The 21,490-nt window shown below is 62.4% G+C and carries 15 protein-coding genes; 8 read left to right on the top strand and 7 right to left on the bottom strand.

Annotated features, from left to right (window positions below):
• Position 1 precedes the first annotated feature (1 nt).
• Both Q8X51_RS15835 and Q8X51_RS15830 read left to right on the top strand, forming a co-directional pair.
• On the top strand, positions 2 to 1,204 hold the full coding sequence (locus Q8X51_RS15835) for a dipeptidase (protein ID WP_065927395.1): 1,203 nt from the start codon (positions 2 to 4) through the stop codon (positions 1,202 to 1,204).
• 158 nt (positions 1,205 to 1,362) lie between these two features.
• On the top strand, positions 1,363 to 4,686 hold the full coding sequence (locus Q8X51_RS15830; protein ID WP_065927394.1) for an SMEK domain-containing protein: 3,324 nt from the start codon (positions 1,363 to 1,365) through the stop codon (positions 4,684 to 4,686).
• Positions 4,687 to 4,707: 21 nt separating this feature from the next.
• Here the strand turns inward: Q8X51_RS15830 and Q8X51_RS15825 are convergent, their stop codons facing one another.
• The 3 genes from Q8X51_RS15825 to Q8X51_RS15815 are packed head-to-tail and all read right to left on the bottom strand — an operon-like array spanning position 4,708 to position 10,375.
• Complete coding sequence (locus Q8X51_RS15825) at positions 4,708 to 6,093, bottom strand: efflux transporter outer membrane subunit (RefSeq protein ID WP_407694441.1); 1,386 nt, start codon at positions 6,091 to 6,093, stop codon at positions 4,708 to 4,710.
• Entirely contained in the window at positions 6,090 to 9,203 is a 3,114-nt protein-coding gene (locus tag Q8X51_RS15820; RefSeq protein ID WP_407694442.1) for an efflux RND transporter permease subunit, read from the bottom strand. Before Q8X51_RS15820 ends, Q8X51_RS15825 begins: the two co-directional genes overlap by 4 nt.
• A 2-nt stretch (positions 9,204 to 9,205) precedes the next feature.
• Positions 9,206 to 10,375: an efflux RND transporter periplasmic adaptor subunit gene (locus tag Q8X51_RS15815; RefSeq protein WP_065927391.1), complete on the bottom strand. Its 1,170-nt coding sequence runs from the start codon at positions 10,373 to 10,375 to the stop codon at positions 9,206 to 9,208.
• A 114-nt stretch (positions 10,376 to 10,489) separates the two neighbouring features.
• Between Q8X51_RS15815 and Q8X51_RS15810 the strand changes: the two genes are divergently transcribed.
• Both Q8X51_RS15810 and Q8X51_RS15805 read left to right on the top strand, forming a co-directional pair.
• Positions 10,490 to 11,908 (top strand): ATP-binding protein, encoded by a 1,419-nt coding sequence (locus Q8X51_RS15810; RefSeq protein ID WP_065927390.1) that lies wholly within the window; start codon positions 10,490 to 10,492, stop codon positions 11,906 to 11,908.
• A gap of 3 nt (positions 11,909 to 11,911) precedes the next feature.
• Positions 11,912 to 12,607, top strand: a complete 696-nt coding sequence (locus tag Q8X51_RS15805; protein ID WP_065946925.1) for a response regulator — start codon at positions 11,912 to 11,914, stop codon at positions 12,605 to 12,607.
• Positions 12,608 to 12,654: 47 nt separating this feature from the next.
• Here Q8X51_RS15805 and treS read toward each other — a convergent pair whose 3' ends face one another.
• Both treS and Q8X51_RS15795 read right to left on the bottom strand, forming a co-directional pair.
• Positions 12,655 to 14,718, bottom strand: coding sequence for a maltose alpha-D-glucosyltransferase (gene treS, locus Q8X51_RS15800; RefSeq protein WP_074846860.1), 2,064 nt, complete (start codon positions 14,716 to 14,718; stop codon positions 12,655 to 12,657).
• Between the two features lie 105 nt (positions 14,719 to 14,823).
• Positions 14,824 to 15,585: an AraC family transcriptional regulator gene (locus Q8X51_RS15795; protein ID WP_407694443.1), complete on the bottom strand. Its 762-nt coding sequence runs from the start codon at positions 15,583 to 15,585 to the stop codon at positions 14,824 to 14,826.
• 211 nt (positions 15,586 to 15,796) lie between these two features.
• On the opposite strand from Q8X51_RS15795, the gene Q8X51_RS15790 reads away from it, so the two are divergent.
• Genes Q8X51_RS15790 through Q8X51_RS15780 form a run of 3 tightly spaced genes read left to right on the top strand, consistent with a single transcriptional unit; the run spans position 15,797 to position 18,965 of the window.
• A complete protein-coding gene (locus Q8X51_RS15790) occupies positions 15,797 to 16,723 on the top strand; it encodes a 4-hydroxyproline epimerase (RefSeq protein ID WP_065927387.1) in 927 nt (308 codons plus the stop codon).
• Between the two features lie 40 nt (positions 16,724 to 16,763).
• Positions 16,764 to 17,702, top strand: coding sequence for a dihydrodipicolinate synthase family protein (locus Q8X51_RS15785; protein WP_065946923.1), 939 nt, complete (start codon positions 16,764 to 16,766; stop codon positions 17,700 to 17,702).
• Positions 17,703 to 17,705: 3 nt separating this feature from the next.
• Entirely contained in the window at positions 17,706 to 18,965 is a 1,260-nt protein-coding gene (locus Q8X51_RS15780; protein ID WP_407694444.1) for an FAD-dependent oxidoreductase, read from the top strand.
• A gap of 236 nt (positions 18,966 to 19,201) precedes the next feature.
• Here Q8X51_RS15780 and Q8X51_RS15775 read toward each other — a convergent pair whose 3' ends face one another.
• Together Q8X51_RS15775 and Q8X51_RS15770 are read right to left on the bottom strand one after the other, a co-directional pair.
• Complete coding sequence (locus Q8X51_RS15775; protein ID WP_407694445.1) at positions 19,202 to 20,122, bottom strand: ADP-ribosylglycohydrolase family protein; 921 nt, start codon at positions 20,120 to 20,122, stop codon at positions 19,202 to 19,204.
• A 48-nt stretch (positions 20,123 to 20,170) separates the two neighbouring features.
• The gene (locus Q8X51_RS15770) at positions 20,171 to 21,178 is read right to left on the bottom strand and encodes a GlxA family transcriptional regulator (protein WP_074846863.1); all 1,008 of its coding nucleotides are present in this window, start codon (positions 21,176 to 21,178) and stop codon (positions 20,171 to 20,173) included.
• A gap of 80 nt (positions 21,179 to 21,258) precedes the next feature.
• Here Q8X51_RS15770 and Q8X51_RS15765 point away from each other — a divergent pair, with 80 nt between their 5' ends.
• Positions 21,259 to 21,489, top strand: a complete 231-nt coding sequence (locus Q8X51_RS15765) for a hypothetical protein (protein WP_141690759.1) — start codon at positions 21,259 to 21,261, stop codon at positions 21,487 to 21,489.
• Position 21,490: the final 1 nt, after the last annotated feature.

Raw genomic sequence — 21,490 nt, 5'->3', positions numbered from 1 at the left:
CATGAACAAGCGCCTGCTGCTGCTCGCCTTGCTGCCACTGTTGGCCCACGCCGACACCGCCGTCAGCCCCGCCACCCTGGCCCTGCACCAACGCCTGCTGGTACTGGACAGCCACCTGGACACGCCGCTGACCCTGACCCGTCCCGGCTGGAACATCCTCGAGCGCCACGACTACCGCCAGGACGGCAGCCAGGTCGACCTGCCGCGCATGCGCGAAGGCGGCCTGGATGGGGGTTTCTTCGCCGTCTACACCCCCCAGGGCCCACGCACCGAGGAAGGCCGCGCCTACGCCAGCGCCTATGGCCTGGCCACCCTCACCCGCATCCGCGATGTGATCGACCGCAACCCCGACAGCTTCGCCCTGGCCCTGACCGCCGCCGACGCCCGGCGTATTGCGGCCCAAGGCAAGCGCGTGGTGTTTATCAGCATGGAAAACGCCGATCCACTCAGCTCCGATCCCGAGTTGCTCAACACCTACTACCGCCAAGGCCTGCGCATGCTCGGCCTGGTGCATTTCATGAACAACGACCTGGCCGACTCGGCCACCGCGCTGCCGGAATGGAAAGGCCTGAGCCCCAAGGGCCGCGACCTGGTGCAACGGGCCAACCGCCTGGGCATCCTGCTCGACGTGTCCCACGCCAGCGACGCGGTGTTCGACCAGATGCTGGCGTTGTCCAGCGCCCCGCTCATCGCCTCCCACTCCAGCAGCCGCGCGGTCAACCCGCACCCGCGCAACCTCGACGACAACCGCGTGCGCCAACTGGCGGCCAAGGGCGGGGTGATCCAGGTCAACGCCTACAGCGACTACCTGATCCCCCTCACGCCCAACCCGGATCGCAACAAAGCCATGGCCGCGCTCGGCGCACGCTTCCACAACCTCGCCGCCCTCAGCCCGGAACAGGTCAAGGCGCTCTATCAGGAACGCGACACCCTCAACCAACGCTTCGCCCAACCCAAGGCCAGCCTCGACGTGTTCATGAAGCACCTGTTGCACCTGCTGGAAGTGGCCGGCCCGGACCACGTCGGCATCGGTGCCGACTGGGACGGCGGCGGTGGCGTGAGCGGGCTGGACGATGTGAGCCAGTTGCCGGTGATTACCCAGCGGTTGCTGGATGCCGGGTATAGCGAGCACCAGGTGGCGAATATCTGGAGTGGGAATTTGTTGCGGGTGTTGCAGGCGGCGCAGGATCAGAAGCGACCATAGTTCAACGCGCGGGTATCCAACCTCTTGGAAAAAGCCGCCTAGGGCGGCTTTTTCCAGCCCCCTTCGTCCTACGACTTGAGAGCAACGTGTGATAACGGTAGATTCGCCTCGCTTACAGAGTCGAAACACACCCTATTTTTCAAGGATGAAGGCGTTCTATGGATCACCAGAAGTTGCTGCTTGAGGTCAGAGAGGAATTTGTCTGGCTGGTGAGAAGTGTCGAGTCCAGCGCCGCAATGAGCCTGTTCGACATCCATCGGATCGCAGAGAAAATAGTGCTTCCGCTGTTCCAGACCATCATGGGCTGGCCTGACCTGCGTAATCTGAATGAAGAGGAAGAGGGCTTCCCGGCCATTGATCTGGGGGACGACGTCGAACACATCGGTATCCAGGTCACCGGTACCACCGACCTTGAAAAGGTAAAGGGCACGCTGGAGACGTTCCTGAAACACGATCTGGACGACACCTACAAACGGGTCATCGTCTATGTTTTGACCGACAAGCAGCGCAGCTACAAACAGGCCTCCATTGATAAAGTGACGGGCAGCCGATTGACCTTCAACGGCAAGAAGGATGTGCTCGACTACAAGGACCTGCTCAAGAAAGTCGCCAAGCTTGAGCCCGCCAAAGTCCGGGCCGTGTTGGAACTGCTCAAAAGCTATCGGCTGTCCGAAGACCCCGCACAGCGGCCGACATGGCTGATCAGAACGGAAACTTCACTGGCAGAAAGTGCCCCGTTTACACCTCGCTGGCTGTTTTTTGCGGAACGCAAGATTCCGCTGCTGGGGCGTAGTGCTGACTTAGATGCGCTGGGTGTCTTTATGGCGGACCCAGCGCTATTCAGGTGGTGGACGCTATGTGGTCCCGCCGGTATTGGCAAGACGCGCCTGGCCCATGAGTTGGAGCTCAAATATCGGGACGTCTGGTATTGCGGATTTACCGACGCAAAGAATCTCCCGAAGGTTGAGCAACTGCAACAGTTGCAACGCCCCACCCTGTTGATTTTCGACTATGCGGCGCGAGACGCTAAGGCTCTCAAGTCACTATTGAACAATTGCTGCGCTCTGAGCGAAAGCCGGACGACGAAACTGCGTGTTTTGCTGCTGGAGCGCGAGGCCAACGGTAGTGCTGACTGGTGGAACGAGCTGGTCGGTGGTGAAAGTCTCAACGCGACTTTAATCAGAAACCATTGTTATCGAGCGCCGCTTGAATTAAATGCGCTGAACACACATACCACTGCGCTGTTACGCACATGGTTGCAGGCAGGCGCACCGGAGGTAGTGGAATCCCTGCCGCCACCCTCCTCGCCATTCTGGTCACAAGTCAAGCAGGTCAGCGAGGGCCGACCTTTGCTGATTGCACTGATTGCAGGGGCTTTCAGCCGAGCGCCCCATGAAACTCAAGTCCCCGCCCTGCGGGAGCTGCTGCTACCGGTACTGGACCGCGAGGCGCGTCATTGGGAAACCAAGTGCGCCGATCAACAACAATTTCCAGGACTGGTCCAACTAATCGCACTGGCAACACTGACTCGCGGACTGGACATTCTTCAAGAGAATCATCAAATAGTGGTTCAGCTCGATGGGGAAGAAAAAAAGTACCTCCTTATCAAGGACGACTCATCCCAGAAGTTTCGCTTGCCGACCGTTGGAGAACTGAGGTCCGACGAGCAGCTATTCGAACAGTTGAACAGCCAACAACTACAGCTGTGGAAAGATTTGGCTACCCTGATTTCCAGCGACCAATTGGCGCCTACGATCAAACGGGCCTTGGAAGAATGCCCTCCCAGAGGCGTCCTGCAACCGGACCTTATCGGTGAATTCTTTATCGATGAACTGTGGCGCACTCAAATGCCTTTCGCCCAGGCCTCCAGGCGACCCAGCGGGTTGCCGGTGCTGACCGATCCTTCACTTGAAGCCATCCTGACATCGGCGTGGTCCATCAACCCTCACAACCTGCTTCAAACCCTTGATGCGTTGAAAAAAACCACCACTAATATCCCTGGTTATTTGCGTTTGTTATCGATGCTTACCTCGGTCGCCTGCAAGTCTCCAGCCCCAAACAAATCGGCACCGTACATGCTGGCGCGCTTGCTTTACAACGCAATGATCAAGCTCGGCACTGAAAAATCTGCGCCTCAACATACCCAGCAGGCATACGCGTTGCTAGCGACGTTGGCACAACGTTTTCCGACGGATCAGGAGGTGGGTTACAGACTGCACAAAGCGCATACACATTTGATCACTGACCCGTCATCCAAAGAGATCAATGATGAGCTAGCGCGGTCAGTCAACGTTGAGGCCGCGCAGTTCCTCAACGAATTCAAACAGTACCCAAATGACAGATTTGAGCTGTTCTGGGTCGACACCATCGACATCGTCACACGAGGGGCAATGGAGGAGCGTGATCCGGATAGGTTGGCTGAGGTGCTGGAGTCTACCCGGCTTGTTCAGGAGCATTTTGGTATGTCTCCCGACGTCAATGCCTTATTGGCAATGCTCTACTTAAAAATCGCGAATGACCTGTCAACGGCTGATGAAGACAACCGTGCGATCAAGTGTGAAATCATACCGCTCGCCGTGCGTTTTCTGCCTGCCCTCACCGCGCAGATCAAGAAAGGCATTGATCTTCCTGGGTTGAATCAGGCCGATCACGTGCGCATGACGCGGGCGATGGTGGATATCATGTTTGCCTTCACCAAACTCGCCATGCCACTGCCGGTATTGGAGCTAAAGCCGGTTTTAGAGCGTTCCCTGGCTAAAGTCATTGCCCCTGGCCCTGCCCTCACCATGAGCAGGGAAATGACTTTCTATGTTCAAGCGGCGTATCTGTCGCAAAAAAAAGTACCTGCCGCCATAGCGCTTGCATCCGTACTCAGGGCCGACGTCAACGCACCGTATTCAATTGAAGCTCTGCAATCGAGCCTGGTGGTGTGGGGCCAAGCATTGGAACTGTGTGTGGAAAACGGGGACCCGACTAGTTTTCTCGTCATCTGTGACAAGCTGTTTTCGATCTACCCGCTGCTCAGCGATGCTGGAAATATCATCGAGTACTTTACGCGTGCCCTGCTGTCGCTGCGTGAAGGCATGCATGGGCTGTCTGTCGCAGAAGCATGCCTGGCCCGGTTTTCCGAACATTTAACGGCACGGACCACGGGAGCAAGCCGGTGCGCTTGCCTTTTTAAGGCCACCTATCTTGCAGCCGTTGGCATAGGGCTCAAGGACTCACAACAGCTCCTGGACAACCTTGAACAACTGTTCCTACTCATCAGACACCGCCTTGAATTCCCGGAACTGAATGAATGTTTGAATACCGCCTTGGTCCGTTACTGGTTCTCCAAAGGCTGCCCAATTCAAATGGAGGTGTTTGATAACTGTGAGCTCATTGTGGGTGCCGACGACACCCTTCTGATACGCGTCACTGACACAGAACACGTTGTCGTGAATGAAACAACGCTCTCGCTAGTCGAACAGGCAGAGGAATAATTGGGCTCCCCGTTTTCACCGCTACTGCCACCCTCCCCCCATCACCTTATACAAACTCACCCGATTACTCTGCTCCGCCAGGCGCAGGGTGATCAGGTCCTGTTGGGCGCTGTACAGCGAGCGTTGGGAATCCAGGGCTTCGAGGTAGCTTTGCGAGCCGGCGCGGTAGAGCGCGTCGGACAGGTCGTAGCTCTTCTGGCTCGCCTCGGTCAGCGCTTGCTGGGCGGTGAGGCGCTGGTCCAGGGTGCTGCGCACGGCCAGGGCGTCGGCGACTTCCTTGAATGCGGTTTGCAGGGTTTGCTGGTAGGTCTGCACCTGGATCTCTTTCTCGACCTTGGCCGCATCCAGGGTCGCGCGGTTGCTGCCGGCATCGAAGATCGGCACGCTGATGCTCGGGGCGAAGGTCCACGCGCCGCTGCCGGCCTTGAACAGGCTGGACAGTGACGCACTGGCGGAGCCCGCATTCGCGGTGAGGCTGATGCTGGGGAAAAACGCCGCGCGGGCCGCGCCAATGTCGATGTTCGCGGACTTGAGGCTGTGCTCCGCCGCCAGTACGTCGGGGCGCCGCTGCAACAGGCTCGACGGCAGCTCGGCCGGCACCTGCACCAACGCCGCTGCCGATCGCAGGTGGGCGTCGGGCAGCAAGGCGTCGGGGATGTCGCTGCCGACCAGCAGGCGCAGGGCGTTGCGGTCCTGGAGGATCTGGCTCTGATACTCGGCCACATCGACCCGCGCCGATTCGACGGTGGTTTGCGCCTGGGCCACGGCCAACGCCGTGGAGCCACCCAGGGTGTGGCTGCGCTGGGTCAGTTCGTAGGTGGATTGCTGGCTGGCCAGGGTCTCTTCGGCCAGTTGCAGGTGTTCGTTGTCGGCGGCCAGGGTCAGCCAGGCGGTGGCCACTTCGGCCACCAGGCTGATTTGCGTGCTGCGCCGGGTTTCGGTCAGCGCCAGGTAGTCTTCCAGCGCTTCGTCCTGCAGGTTCTGCACGCGGCCGAACACGTCGACCTCATAGCTGCTCAGGCCCAATTGCGCGCTGTAGTCGTGGCTGGTCACGGCCGTGCCGCCGCTGGACAGCGAGCCCGGCGTGCGGCTGTGGGTACCGTTGACGCTGGCGTCGAGGGTCGGGAACGCCGCTGCGCGCTGGATGCGGTATTGCGCCTGGGCCTTCTCGATATTCAGGCTGGCCAGGCGCAGGTCGCGGTTATTGGCCAGGGCCAGGGTTTGCAGGTGTGCCAGGCGGCGGTCGGTAAAGAACTGCTGCCACTGGATGTCGGCCGGCACCTCACCCTGCACATCCGCTTGCCATTCGCCAGGCACCGGTGCCTCGGGTTGCTGGTAGTGTGGCGCCAGGTTGATGCAGCCACTCAAGACCACTGCGGCCACTAACGGGAAGAGAAAGCGGGTCATGCGTCACCTTTTTCGACAATGGGCGTCGTGCCGGCTCGGCTAAAGCGGCGGCGAATCAACACAAAAAACAGCGGTACAAAGAAGATCCCCAGCACCGTGGCGCTGAACATGCCGCCCAGCACACCGGTGCCGATGGCCCGGCGCCCGGCGGAACCTGCGCCACTGCTCACGGCCAGGGGCAGCACGCCGAACATGAAGGCCAGGGACGTCATCAGGATCGGCCGCAGACGCTGGCGCACGGCGATCAGCGTCGCCTCGCGCAGGCTGTTGCCTTGCTCCTGCAGGTGCTTGGCAAACTCGACGATCAGGATCGCGTTCTTCGCTGCCAGCCCTACGGTGGTCAGCAGGCCGACCTGGAAGTACACGTCATTGCTCAATCCCGTAAAGCGTGTGGCCCACACCGCGCCGACGATACCCAGGGGCACTACCAGGATCACCGAGAACGGCACCGACCAGCTCTCGTACAGCGCGGCCAGGCACAGGAACACAAACAGGATGGACACCGCATACAGCAACGGCGCCTGGGACCCGGAAAGACGCAACTGGTACGACTGGCCGGTCCACTCGTAGCCGATGCCATCGGGCAGTTGCCGGGCAATCGCCTCCACCGCGTCCATCGCCGCGCCGGAGCTCACACCGGGCGCCGGGTCGCCGACCACTTCCAGCGAGGATGTGCCGTTGTAGCGCTCCAGCAACGGCGAGCCATAGCTCCAGGCACTGCTGGCAAATGACGAAAACGGCACCATTTCATCGTTGCTGTTGCGCACGAACCAGTGGTCCAGATCGGCCGCTTGCATCCGCGTGCTGGCTTCACCCTGCACGTAGACCTTCTTCACGCGGCCCTGGTTGAGGAAGTCATTCACATAGGTGCCGCCCAACGCCGTGGACAAGGTGCTGTTGATGTCGCTGGTGCTCAGGCTCAGGGCCCCGGCCTTGCGGTCATCGATGCTGATTTTGAGTTGCGGTGCATCGTCCAGGCCATTGCTGCGCACGCCCAGCAGGCGCGGGTCTTGCCTGGCCAGCGCGATGAACTGCTCGCGCGCCGCCACCAATGCGTCGTGGCCAAGACCGGCGAGGTCCTTGAGCTGCAAATCAAACCCCGAGCTCTGGCCCAGGCCACGCACGGCGGGCGGTTGCATCACGAATACATCGGCATCGCCAATGCTTGCCAGGGCCAAGGTGGCACGTTGGGCAATCGTGGCGGCATCGTCCGAGCGCTCACTCCAGTCCTTCAAGCGAATAAACGCCCGTGCGGTGTTCTGGCTGTTGCCGCCCATGCCCAGGCCGCTGATGCTGATCATCGCCTCGACTTCCGGCTGCTTGAGCATGTACGCCTCGAACTGCTGCAACACCGCCTGGGTGCGGCTGTCGGTAGCGCCCACCGGCAGCTGGATTTGCGCCATGAGAATGCCCTGGTCCTCATCCGGCAAAAACGAAGTAGGCAAGCTGGCATAACCCGCCGCCATGGCTGCGGCGATCAGCACATACACCACCAGGCTGCGCCATGAGCGTTGCAGGACAGCGCCGACCAACGCTTCATAGGCGCTGGAACAGCGTTCGAAGAAACGGTTGAACCAACCGAAGAAGCCCCGTTGAACCGCGTGCCCTGGCTTGAGCAGCGTGGCGCACAGTGCCGGCGTGAGGGTCATCGCCACCACCACCGACAGCACCATGGCCGAGACGATGGTCACCGAAAACTGCCGATAGATGATCCCGGTGGAACCGCCAAAAAACGCCATGGGAATAAACACCGCGCTCAGCACCAGGGCGATGCCGACCAGTGCACTGGTGATTTCATTCATCGATTGACGCGTGGCCGCCAGGGCCGACAAGCCCTGCTCGGCCATCACCCGTTCGACGTTTTCCACCACCACAATCGCATCGTCGACCAGCAAGCCAATGGCCAAAACCATGGCAAACATGGTCAGGGTATTGATCGAGTAACCGAACAACGCCAACACGCCAAACGTGCCCAGCAACACCACCGGCACAGTGATCGCCGGGATCAGCGTGGCCCGCAGGTTTTGCAGGAACAGGAACATGATCAGCACCACCAGCACGATGGCCTCGCCCAGGGACTTGACCACTTCCTCGATGGACAGGCTCACAAAGGGCGTGGTGTCGTAGGCGATCACGTTCTTCAATTGCATTTCGGTGGGGTAAAACGGCGCCAGTTCCTTGAGCTTGGCCTTGACTGCCTCGCCCACCTCCAGCGCATTGGCGCCCGCCGCCAGTTGCACCCCCATGGCGGCAGCCGGCTTGCCGTTGAGGGCCGAGTTGATGTCATAGCTCTCGCTGCCCAACTCCACGGTCGCCACGTCGCCGAGCAGCACGACCGCGCCGTCGCTGCCAGACTTGACCACCACATTGCGGAACTCCTCGGCCGTCTGCAGTTTGCTGCGCGCGCTGATGGTGGCATTGAGTTGCTGGCCCTTAACCGCCGGCAATGCGCCGAGTTGGCCGGCTGAGACCTCGGTGTTCTGCGCCTCCAGCGCAGTGCTCACATCCGACGGTATCAGCGCGTATTTTTCCAGCAGCGCCGGGTCCAGCCAGATGCGCATGGCGTAGCCCGAACCGAGGGTCTGCACGTCGCCCACGCCGTCGATACGGCTGATGGAGTCGAGCAAGGTGCTGGAGATGTAGTCACCGATCTGGGTGCCGGTGACGCTGGGATTATCCGAGGCCAGGGCGGCAATCATCAGGAAGTCCGAGCCGCCCTTGGTCACGGTCAGGCCTTCGCTCTGCACCGACTGCGGCAAGCGCGACTCGGCCTGTTGCAGCTTGTTCTGCACCTGCATCTGCGCTACATCCGGGTCGGTGCCGGCGCCAAAGGTCAGGCTGATACTGGCGCTGCCCGCCGAACTGCTGGAGGCCGACATATAGGTCAGGTTGTCCAGGCCTTTCATCTGTTGCTCGATGACCTGGGTCACCGAGTCTTCGACGGTCTTGGCCGACGCGCCGGTGTAGGTGGCGGAAATACGCACGGTGGGCGGCGCGATGTCCGGGTACTGCTCCAGCGGCAACTGGCTGATGGATAACGCGCCGCCGAGCATGATCACGATGGCGATGACCCAGGCGAAAATCGGTCGATCGATAAAGAAACGCGCCATGTTCAACCCTCCTGCGCCAGGGCGCCGGCATCGGCGGCCTGGGTCTGGACCACGGCGCCGATGCGGACTTTCTGGCCACCTTCGACGATCACCTGGTCACCGGCCTGCAAACCCGCCGTCACCCACCACTGGTTGCCCACGGCGCGGTCAACGCTGAGCACGCGTTGCTCGACCTTGCCGTCAACCACCAGCAACACCGAGGTCACGCCGCTGGCGCTGCGACTTACGGCTTTTTGCGGGATCAGGATCGCCTGGTCATCCCGGGCCTGCTCCAACACGCCACGCACGTACATGCCGGGCAGCAGCACATGCTCGGGGTTGTCGAACACCGCACGCAAGGTCACGGTGCCGGTGCCCTGGTTGACGCTGACCCCGCTGAACTTGAGGCGGCCGTCGTGGTTGTAGGTGCTGCCGTCATCCAGTTTGAGGCTGATGCGGGCCTCGCCGTCGCCGTTGGCCTGCAACACGCCACGGGCCAGGTCGCGCTTGAGGGCGAGCAATTCAGTGGTGGACTGGGTCACATCCACATAGATCGGGTCGAGTTGCTGCACGGTAGTGAGTGCGGTGTCCTGGTTGGCCACCACCAGTGCGCCTGGGGTGACCGTGGACGTCTCGATACGCCCGGCCACCGGCGAGCTGATGCGGGTGTAGGCCAGGTTGATGCGGGCAGTGTCGAGGTCGGCCTGGGCCACCTGGACGTCAGCGGCGGCGGTCAGCAGGGTGGCCTGGGAATCTTCGTTGGTTTGCTGGCTGATGGCGTCGATCTTCACCAACCGGGCGTTACGCGCGGCGGTGGTCTGTGCCGACTTCAAGGTGGCGCGCGCCTTGGCCAGGCTCGCCTGGGCCTCAGCCAATGCCGCCTTGTAGGGTGCCGCATCCAGTTGGTACAGCGCCTGCCCGGCCTTGACCTCGGCGCCTTCGACAAACAGGCGCTGCTGCACGATACCGCCGACCTGCGGGCGAATCTCGGCGACCATAAACGCCTGGGTGCGCCCGGCCAGCTCAGTGGTCATGACCTGGCGCTTGGGCTGCACAGTGATCACCGAGACCACGGGGGTGGCGACTGCCGGCGCAGGGTCGCCGGCCGAGCAGCCGCCAAGCAGCACCAGAATGACGAACGACAGGAGAACCGCGGCGGTTACCAGGTATTTGGCGAAAAGTTTGGTCGACATAGTTGCCTCTGCAAGACGGGGTGGTGCAAGCCTTACCGTCATGCTGCTCGGCAAATGTGCAGGAAAATTGAAGATTGCCCGCCTGGGTTGAATCTTTCCTCCATGGAGCCCTAAATGGGCGGGTCCACTCTTTTACGGCCCTTGTTCATGAAGTTGAGTATCTCCACCAAACTGTTTGTCGCCGTATCGGCCGGTGTGCTGCTGGTCATACTCAGCATGGGCCTGGCCACCGGCTGGAGTTTTGGCCGCGGGTTTCTTGGCTATATCAATGAACAGGCGCTGGAGCGCATGGCCACGGTGGTGCCGCGCCTGGCCAGTGCTTATGCGCGCGAAGGCAATTGGGCGTTCATGCGCAACCGCCCGGATCGCTGGTTCGACATCATGCGCCCAGACCCCGACGAAGAACGGGTCACCCATGACCTGCGTACACCGCTGGCCTCGGACTTGACGGGTGCGCTGTTTCGCATCGCCCTGCTCGACAAGGACCGCAAGCGCGTCACCGGCTACACCGCGATTGGTGAGGATGCGCTGGTGAGCCCCATTGTGGTCGCGGGCGAAACCGTGGGCTGGCTGGCCGTGACCCCGTTCCAGAGCGTGACCGAGGCCGGTGGCGAACGCTTCCAGCAATACCAGCTGCGCACCAGCCTGGTGATGGGCGTGTTCTCGTTGCTGCTGGCGATGCTGATTGCCTGGTGGATCGCCCGCACGCTGCTGGAGCCGGTCAAGCGCGTGGCCGCCGCCACCCACCGCCTGGCCAGCGGCGACTACAGCAGCCGCGTGGCCGTGGCCTCCCACGACGAAGTCGGCCAACTGGCCCGCGACTTCAACCAGTTGGCCTATACCCTGGAGCGCAACGAAAAAATGCGCCGGGAGTTCATGGCTGATGTCTCCCACGAACTGCGCACACCGCTGTCGGTGCTGCGGGGCGAGCTGGAGGCGATCGAGGACGGTGTGCGCAGCCTGGATCAAAGCTCAATGAAGTCGCTGCAAGGCGAAGTCAGCATGCTCAGCAAGCTGGTGGATGACCTGTATGAACTGTCGCTGGCGGACGTGGGCGCCCTGACCTACCGCAAGGCCCCGTGCCTGCTGAACGACGTGCTCGAAAACAGCCTGGCGATCTACCGGGAGCGTTTCACCGCCCGCCAGTTGCAGCTCGACCTGAAGCTGCCGCGCGAGCCCGTGGAGCTGCTGGCGGATGCCAGTCGGCTGCAGCAATTGTTTTCCAACCTGCTGGAAAATTCGCTGCGCTACACCGACGTCAATGGCAGGTTGCGCATCAGTGTGGGGGGCGACCGCGACACGGTGCGTATCGACTTTCTCGACTCCGGGCCGGGCGTGTCCGCAAGCCAGTTGCCACGCTTGTTCGAGCGGTTCTACCGTGGCGAGTCATCGCGCAACCGCGAGCATGGCGGCGCCGGCCTGGGCCTGGCAATCTGCCGCAGCATCGCCAACGCCCACGATGGCAGCCTGGTTGCCGACCACTCGCCCTACGGCGGCCTGTGGCTGACCCTGCGCCTGCCCCGGAGCCTGTGAACCATGCACGATGAACCGCCGATCCTGATCGTCGAAGACGAACCCAAGCTCGCCGCCCTGATGCGCGACTACCTGGAGGCCGCCGGCTATACCACCCGGTGCCTGGACAATGGCCTGCACGTGGTGCCCGCCGTGCGCGCCCACGAGCCCAGGTTGATCCTGCTCGACCTGATGCTGCCCGGCCGTGACGGCATGCAGCTGTGCCAGGACCTGCGTGGTTTCAGCGCGGTGCCGATCATCATGATCACCGCCCGTGTCGAAGAAGTGGACCGCCTGCTCGGCCTGGAAGTGGGCGCCGACGACTACATCTGCAAACCCTTCAGCCCCCGTGAAGTGGTGGCCCGGGTCAAGGCCATCCTGCGCCGCAGCCCGCAGCTGCTCGGCACCGGCGCGCCGCGCCTGCTGATCGACGAAGCCCGCTACCAGGCCTCGCTGGACGGCATCGCGCTGGACCTCACGCCCCTGGAACTGCGCCTGCTCAACACCTTTGCCCGCGCCGCCGGCCGCGTGTTTTCCCGCGACCAGTTGCTGGATCACCTCTACTCCGACCACCGCGTGGTCACCGACCGCACGGTGGACAGCCATATCCGCAACCTGCGGCGCAAGCTGGAACAGGTATGCCCGGGGGAAACGCCGATTGAGTCGTTGTATGGGGTGGGGTATCGGTTTCAGTTGGCTGAAAAGCAGCCACAGGCCTGACAACACCCCTTCCCACATTGGGTTCTTCGGTGCTTGGAAGATTGAGGTTACATCGGCGTGCTGCTGATAACCCGCAGCGCCAACCCCTCGTACGCATCCAGGGTAATGGTGAACTCGCCCTCCGCCGTCAGGTCGCCCTCCACCCGTTCGTTGATGATGTCCACCACCATCCCCGCCGCGATATCCGGCAGGTTCAGGGTTTCGGTGATCGGCGTGGCGCCGAAGTTCAGCGCGGTGATTTGCGTGCCTCTGCCGGCCGGCAATTCGTGGACCATGATCAACAGGCCGGGGTTCTGCACGTCGGGCACCAGTATCTGGCGGCTGGCGGCGATGTCGTAGGCGCGGCGCACGGCGAGGATCTTTTGCAGTTGCGAGGCGAACGAGTCCGGGTCCTGCAACTGGCTGTTGAGGCTGCCGTAGAGGCTTTTCGAGCGCGGCATCTGGCCGGCCGACAATTCTGCGTCCGGGTTCAGGTCGACCAGGTCGTAGGCGCCGCGATGAATCCAGCGGGTATCGCCATCCTGCATCAAGTGCGCGACTTCCTCGGCGGCCAACGGCAGCGCGCCTACCAGGTCCCAGCCGGACAAGGCGAACACCCCGGGCTGCATGGCGTTGTACATCACCAGCAGTAAATGGATCTGGCGAATCTGTTGAATGTCGGCAGCACTGATCGCCTCCAGGTCGCGAATGCCCAGCGCGGCCGTGATGATGCTGGCGGTGGTGCAGGACACGCCATTGGTCACGAACTTGAGGTTATACGGCGCATGCTCGCCGGCCAGGCGTTCGTACATCTGCTCGCGGATGTGCTCGCGCAGGATATTGCCGGGGAATGTCTGGCCCTGGTAAAGGAAGGTGTCGTGGGCATGCAGGGTCCAGAAGTGCACCAGCTCCAGGGTCAGCTCATCGTGGTTCTGTAAGGCATGGATCAGCGAGCCGGGGTCGATGCCCTGGCGGTGCATTTCGCGCAGCATCAGGCGCAGGAATTCGGCATCGCCCATCAACAGCGCGTGCTGGTACGCCGGGCGGGTGATGAAGTCATAGGACAGGTCGGCGCCGCCATGGGACATCGACGCAATGTCATCCACCGTGAGGTTCAACTCCTGGAAGCTGAAACCACCGGCCTTGCGAATCGCCCCGCCCAGCAGTTGGTTGCCGGTGATCGACAGCGGATGGCTCTCGGACCAGGCCGTGCCATCGAGGGTGCGTTCCACGCCGAGGAAACCATTGGCGTCCAGGCGCAGGATCTTCGCGCCCATCACGTCGATGGCGTGCAAGGCGTCGCCGATGATCATCTGCTGCGCGGCGAAGGTCGGGTCGAGCCAGTTCAGCGACGGCTGGCCTTCCTTGAAGTAATGCAGGTACACCCAGCGACGCGGCTTGCCATCCACGCCGATGACCACCGGCGTGGTGCTCCAGTCGGTTTCCTTGACGCCGGGCTCGAAGAAGATCACCCGCTGTAACTGGCCGACGATATAGTGCTTGTCGCGCAGGGCGTCCACCTGGGCCGGGCTGAGGTTCTGCGCATCACGACCCTCGGTCACGTCGGGCAGCAGCGGCCAGTCTTCCTCGCGGATCTCCACCATATGGTAAAGGCCGGGGTAATCCTCGTAGGCCATCTCCGCCAGGCGAAAGTCCGCGCCCTTGCCGGTGTGGGACGGAATCACGTCGTCGATGATCACCGCATTGTGCGCCGCTGCCATGCGCGTCAACGCCTGCAACTGCGCCTCGGTGCCCAGCTGCGGGTCGATCTCGAAGCTGATGCGGTCGAAATTGCCGTCGATGGTCGGCGTGTGCCGGGTGCCGGTCAGGCCACCGGATTTCTTCAGCGGGCCGTTATGGATGCCCTGGATGCCGATCTTCGACAGCGCATGCCACAGCGTCTCATCCCCCAGCGCCTCCAGCACCGTACCGCCCTCGCGCGTCACAATCGACGCCGGGTAGGCGGTAAACCACACCGACGACAAGGCCGAGGCATCACGGGGCCGGGTCTGCGCATACGGCTGTTGCCACAACCGGCCCTGGCCCGAATAGAGCTTCGCGCGCTGGCGTGCCGCGTGCAGCATCGATTGTTCCACCAGCCAGTTCACATGGTTGTTTTCAGCCGCGGTCATAAGCTTGGTACCTGTCGTGGTTAAACATTACTCGTGAACATATGAGGGCTCGGTGGGCCATTCGTTGCATTGCAATGTGGCGTGCCTGAAGGGGGGCTCGGGCGCTCAGCAGGTTTCCCGGTACTGCCTCGGCGTAAACCCCGTCGATGCCTTGAACTGTCGGGTGAACGCGCTGTGGTCGGTATAGCCGCACTGCAGCGCGACCTCGGTAATCGGCATGTCGCTGTGCAGCAACCGATGGGCGTGTTCCAAGCGTACTTTCTGGATCATCTGCCGGGGTGTCAGGTGGAACACGCGCTTGCAGTAGCGCTCCAGTTGCGCCACGGAAATCCCGGCGATGCGCGTCAGTTCGCCGAGGGTGACACGGCGGTTGAAGTGCGTGCGGATATGCTCGTCCACAGCGGCCAGGCGTTGGTAGGCCGGGTGGGTTTGGCTGGCCGATTGCAGGTCGACCGAGATCCCGGCCAGGCCGATGATGCGGCCTTCGTGGTTGTACAGCGGCCATTTGTGGGTGAGGCACCAGCCGGGTTCGCGGCTGCCGTACAGGTGCAGTTCAAGTTGGTCTTCCAGCACAAAACCTTGCTGCAGCACGCGCCGGTCCTGCTCGGTGTAGCCCGGTCCCAATGGTGCGGGAAAGACCTCGGCGCTGGTCTTGCCCAGCAATGGTTGCAGCTGCTTGAGGCCGCAGCGCTGCACCAGGGTGCGGTTGGCGAGGACGTAACGGGCCTCCAGGTCCTTGATGAAGATGGCGGCATTGGGGATCACGTCGAGCATTGGCAGCAGCTGCGCCACACCGGCCAGTAGCTGCTCGATGCTGTGGGGAGGGCTGGCCCCTTGGCAAAGGCTCGCAAACGCGCGTTGAAGCATGAGTGTCTCTCCCCGGCTGTCACCTTGATGGCAAGCAGATTGCCCCATGCCTGGGGTGCTGTCGAGCAGGGCGAACTGTGCTGATTTCGTCATCGATGTCGGCAAAAAACATCAATCGCCGCCCAGCCTGCGCGTTCACGATAGGGCCACTGCATGCCTATCCCTACACTCACAAGAAGGCAGCCCACAGCTCTTATTGATGGAGCGCGTTATGAAGCGACTGCATGTGATCGACTCCCACACCGGCGGCGAACCCACGCGCCTGGTGATGACCGGCTTCCCCGCGCTCAAGGGCGCGAGCATCGCCGACCAGTTGGAAAACCTGCGCACGGAGCACGACCCATGGCGCCGCGCCTGCTTGCTGGAACCCCGTGGCAATGACGTACTGGTGGGGGCGCTGTACTGCGCGCCCGTCACCCCGGGCGCCACCTGCGGGGTGATCTTCTTCAACAACGCCGGTTACCTGGGCATGTGCGGCCACGGCACCATCGGCCTGGTGGCGTCCCTGCAGCACTTGGGGCTTATCCAGCCGGGCGTGCACACCCTCGACACCCCGGTGGGGACGGTGGCCGCGACCTTGCACGACGACGGTGCCGTGACCCTGCGCAACGTGCCTGCCTATCGCTATCGCCAGCAGGTGACGGTGGATGTACCGGGCCATGGCGCAGTCCAGGGCGATATTGCCTGGGGCGGCAACTGGTTCTTCCTGGTCTGCGAGCATGGCATGGCGTTGGAGATGAGCAACGTCGACGCTCTCACCGACTACACCTGGGCGATGCTCAAGGCCCTCGAGGCCCAGGGCATCCACGGCGCAGACGGCGCCCTGATCGACCATATCGAACTGTTCGCCGACGACGCCCACGCCGACAGCCGCAACTTCGTCATGTGCCCTGGCAAAGCCTACGACCGCTCGCCCTGCGGCACCGGCACCAGCGCCAAGCTGGCGTGCCTGGCCGCCGATGGGAAACTCGCCCCCGGTGATACCTGGGTACAAGCCAGCATCACCGGCAGCCGCTTCGAAGGCCGATATGAATGGGACGGCACACGTGTCATCCCCTTCGTCACCGGCCGCGCCTACATGACCGCCGACAGCACCTTGCTGATCGACGAGCAAGACCCGTTTGCCTGGGGCATCTGAGCCCAACCCCTTTGATTGAACGCTGCAAGGAGCCAGGACAATGAGCGACAACATCTTCACCGGTTGCGTCCCCGCGCTGATGACCCCATGCACCGCCGCGCGCAAGCCGGACTTCGACGCGCTGGTCGCCAAGGGCCGCGAGTTGATCGATATCGGCATGAGCGCCGTGGTGTATTGCGGGTCCATGGGCGACTGGCCGTTGCTCACCGAAGCCGAGCGCCAGGAAGGCGTGGCGCGCCTGGTGGCGGCCGGCGTGCCGACCATTGTCGGTACCGGCGCGGTGAACAGCCGCGAGGCGGTGGCCCACGCCGCCCACGCGGCCAAGGTCGGCGCCCAGGGCTTGATGGTGATTCCGCGCGTGCTGTCCCGAGGTGCGTCCGCCACGGCGCAAAAGGCGCATTTCTCGGCGATCCTCAAGGCCGCGCCCAACCTGCCGGCGGTGATCTACAACAGCCCCTACTACGGCTTCGCCACTCGCGCGGAGTTGTTCTTCGAACTGCGTCGCGAACACCCGAACCTGATCGGCTTCAAGGAGTTCGGTGGCGCTGCCGACCTGCGCTATGCCGCCGAGCACATCACCTCCCAGGACGACAGCGTGACACTGATGGTCGGCGTCGATACCCAGGTGGTGCACGGTTTCGTCAACTGCAACGCCACGGGCGCGATCACCGGCGTCGGCAATGCCTTGCCCCGCGAAGTGCTGCACCTGGTGGCCCTGAGCAAGCAAGCCGCCAAGGGCGATGCCAAGGCCCGGCGCCTGGCGCGGGAACTGGAAGCGGCGTTGGCGGTGTTGTCGTCCTTCGACGAAGGCTGCGACCTGGTGCTGTATTACAAGCACCTGATGGTACTCAACGGCGACCAGGGCTACGCCCTGCACTTCAACGAGACCGACGTGCTCAGCGATGCCCAGCGGCGTTACGCCGAAACCCAGTACGCGCTGTTTCGCCAGTGGTATGCCAACTGGTCGAGAGAGGCGTAGCTGATGCACGACCCTGACCCTGCGGATATCGCCGTAATCGGAGCCGGCATCATTGGCGTTGCCTGCGCCCTGCAGCTGGCGCGCCAGGGGCGGAAAGTGCGGGTGATCGACCAGCAGGCGCCCGGCATGGGCGCCTCCTACGGCAACGCCGGGCACCTGGCGACCGAGCAAGTGTTCCCGATCGCCGACCTGTCGATCCTCAAGCGCTTGCCCGCCATGCTCATGGACCCCATGGGCCCGCTGCGCCTGGACTGGAAATACCTGCCACGCGCCCTGCCCTGGTTCATCCGCCTGCTGCTGAACCTGCGCCCGGCGAGTTACCAGGGTACGGTGACGGGTCTGTGCGCGCTCAATGAAGCGAGCCTTGGCGCCTGGCAACGGTTGCTGGCCAGTATTCAGCGCCCGGAGCTGTTGCGCGAAGATGGCTCGCTGCTGGTGTTCGAACGTTCAGACTCCCGCGCGGCCATCGATGGCTTGCAACGGCGCGTGCAGGCGCAAAACGTGCCGGTGGATTTCTGGTCGGCGGATGCCATTCGAGGGATTGCCCCGCAATTGGGCGCCCAGATCCAGGGCGGCCTGTTTTTCCCGCGAACAGGGCACTTCCTCGACCCTTACCGATTGGTCTGCGAATTGGTGGAGGCGGCCAAGGCCAGTGGCGTGCAGTTCCTCCAACACCAGGTGCTGGATGCGCGGGTTGAAGGCGATGGCGTCACCGTGAGCACCGATCAAGGCACCTTTGCCGCCCGCCAGGTGCTGATCGCCTGTGGCGCCCACTCGGCCAGACTCACCGCCGCCCTGACCGGCAAAAAAGTCCCGCTGGATACCGAACGCGGCTATCACCTGATGCTGCCCCATGAACATCAGCGCCTGCCGTTTGCCGTCACGTCCCTGGAGCGCAAGTTCATCATGACACCCATGACAGGCGGCCTGCGCCTGGCCGGCACCGTGGAATTCGCCGGCCTCGACCGCCCGCCGAACATGGCGCGGGCGTGGCAGTTGCATCGGTTGAGCCAGGGGTTGTTTCGTGAGGATTTGAGTGCAGAGGACGCGACCCCGTGGATGGGCTTCAGACCGTCGCTGCCGGATTCGCTGCCGATTATTGATCGGGTGTGTGACGGGAAGGTGCTGCTTGCGTTCGGGCATCAGCATCTGGGGCTGACCCAGGCGGCGGTGACGGCGGAGATGGTGGGGCAATTGGCGTCGGGGGCGCCTGCGTTTTCGGGGTTGCCGGCGCTAGGGCCGTATCGACTGGGGCGGTTTTGAGAAGAACCGCCACGTCCAAGCACAGCAACTTGCACAAGCTATTTCATGTGGTGAGCGGGCTTGCCCCGCGTGGGGGGCGAAGCGCCCCTGATCAAGACGAATGCCGAGTCTCAGGCACTCCTCTGCGCCTGGTTTTGGGGCTGCTGCGCAGCCCAACGCGGGACAAGCCCGCTCACCATAATTGAGCTCGACAACTCCCACATTTGATCTTCATGGTTTTGCAGACGGTGCTCGCTTCACTGCACGAGATTACCGGTCGAAGCAGCCAACATGGCATCCGCCGTGCCTTGGATTTCTTCGCGCATCCACAGCTTTTCCAACCAGCCGCCAGGAATTGCTTGGGCGCCATAATACGCACCGGCCAGCTGACCAACGATGGCTGCGGTAGTGTCTGCGTCATCGCCCAGATTGGCCGCCATCAGCACTGCCGCCGCAAAGCTGTCGGTATGGTGGAAGCACCAGAGTGCGGCCTCAAGGGACGCCACGGCGTAGCCGGTGCCGGCGATGTCATCACGCGACTTCTCCAGGTAATTGCCCTGCGCAAGTGCGGCGACTTTGGCGGTCGCGAGGTCCATCTGCGCCAACTGCAATACCTGATCCTTTGAAACACCCTCAAGCGCATTGCTGATTGCCTGGGCCAGCACCAGGCAGCACTCGATTGCTTCCAGAGCAGCGTGGGTGGTGCGCGAGCTTTCGGCGGCGTAATGGCGGATACGTTGAAGGTCCGGAAAGTAAAACAACACCACCGGTGCAAGGCGCATCATCGAACCATTTCCGGCGGAATACGGATCCGTAGAACCTGAAAAGGGGTTTGCGCTGTCTTGATAGGCCGTTAGCGCTTTACTCACGGTCAGGCCAATATCGAAACAGTCGCCGGTGGAGCTCAAATAGCCCCATTTCCACCAATTCAGATAGCGACCCATCTGATCCGCCGCGTCAAACCCCTCTTTGCGCAACAGACTTTCGGCGAGGCACAGCGCCATTGAAGTATCGTCAGTCCACTGGCCGGGCTTGAGGTTGAACGGCCCTCCTCCCACCATATCGGTGAGCGGAGTAAATGTGCCACGGGGCATGAACTCGACCGTGGTACCGACTGCATCGCCACAGGCCAAGCCCAGCAAACTGCCGCGATAACGATCCAAACGTGTAAGAGACATGGGTCCTCCTTGAAAAATCATGTCGGAGTGCACGGAGCGGCAGTCACTTTACTTGACCAACCGCTTCTCCTTGGAGGGGCGATATCCGAAATACGAGCTGTAGCATTTGCTGAAATGGCTCGGCGAGACAAACCCGCACGCCACCAGCACTTCCACCTGTGACAGTTCGGTGTGCTGCAACAGCCGGCGTGCTTCGGTGACGCGCAGTTCCATGTAGTAGCGCTGCGGCGTGGTGCCCAGTTGTTCCTTGAACAGGCGCTCCAGTTGGCGGCGCGAGCGGCCGGCGTAGACGGCGAGTTGGTCGAGTTCCAGCGGTTCTTCGAGGTTGGCATCCATCAGCTTGACCACTTCGCGCAGGGGCGCGCTGACGCTGACGTTTTCAGTGGGTTTGATCCGCCGATAACGCGATTCCTCGAAGGCCAGGATGTCTTCGATACCTTCGACCAGGGCTTTGTCGTGCAAGCTTTTGATCCAGTCCAGGGCCATGTGGAAGGCGCCGGAGGGGCTCGACGCGGTAAGGCGGTCGCGGTCGATCACGTAGGGCTCGCTGGTAACGTGGGTGGCCTTGGACACTTCCGCCAGGGCCGGGCGGTGTTCGGGGTGGATGGCGCAGCGGTAGCCCTGCAACAGGCCGGCACGGCCGAGGAACCATGCGCCGTTCCACAACCCCGCGAGGCTCACGCCCTGCTCGGCGGCACTACGCAGCAGTTGGATCAGTTGGTCGTCAGCCTTGAGTTCGGTGCGAAAGCCGCCGCAGATCACCAGCAGATCCAGGCCTTGCAGCGCGGGCGCATCGAGACGCGCATCCGGCCGGATCACCAGGCCCAGGTCACTGATGACTTCCCCGTCGTCACAACCGAAGGTGCGCGTGGCGAACAGATCAGGTCGCAGCAGGTTGGCGGTGACCACGGTGTCGAGGGTCTGGGTGAATGCCGGCAGGGAAAAATGTTCGAGCAGCAGGAAGCCGACGCGAGTGACCGATGCCGGCTGGGAGGTTTCGTTGAGGTAGCGCAGGTTCTTGCCTTTCATGCCACCGCTGAACTGGCGTCTTTCCATCGAGGATTGGCCCACTTTTATTGTTGATGCAATGGGCGCCATCTTAGGGGGAAAAACGCTGGCTGTCTCAGGCACTGATCTTGAAAAAACCACGGGCGCCAAAAGCCCGTGGCAGAACCCTCGCCGACGCATCTGATACGGTTTTTTCTTTGCTATCTGCGCCTGTATTGAAACGCCGCCTGGGCGGACAATGGCCCCCATCCCCACCCCCTTCCTTCGGAGGCCTTATGACCAAGATGGCGATTTTCCTGTTCGGTTTTTTGGTGCTGACCATCGGCATCGGCCTGCTGGCGACCATCTCGCCGGTTTAGC

The organism is Pseudomonas sp. Yb2C2, from assembly GCF_052112325.1.
Taxonomy (GTDB): domain Bacteria; phylum Pseudomonadota; class Gammaproteobacteria; order Pseudomonadales; family Pseudomonadaceae; genus Aquipseudomonas; species Aquipseudomonas marginalis.
This window is presented reverse-complemented; position numbering and strand designations above follow the sequence as displayed.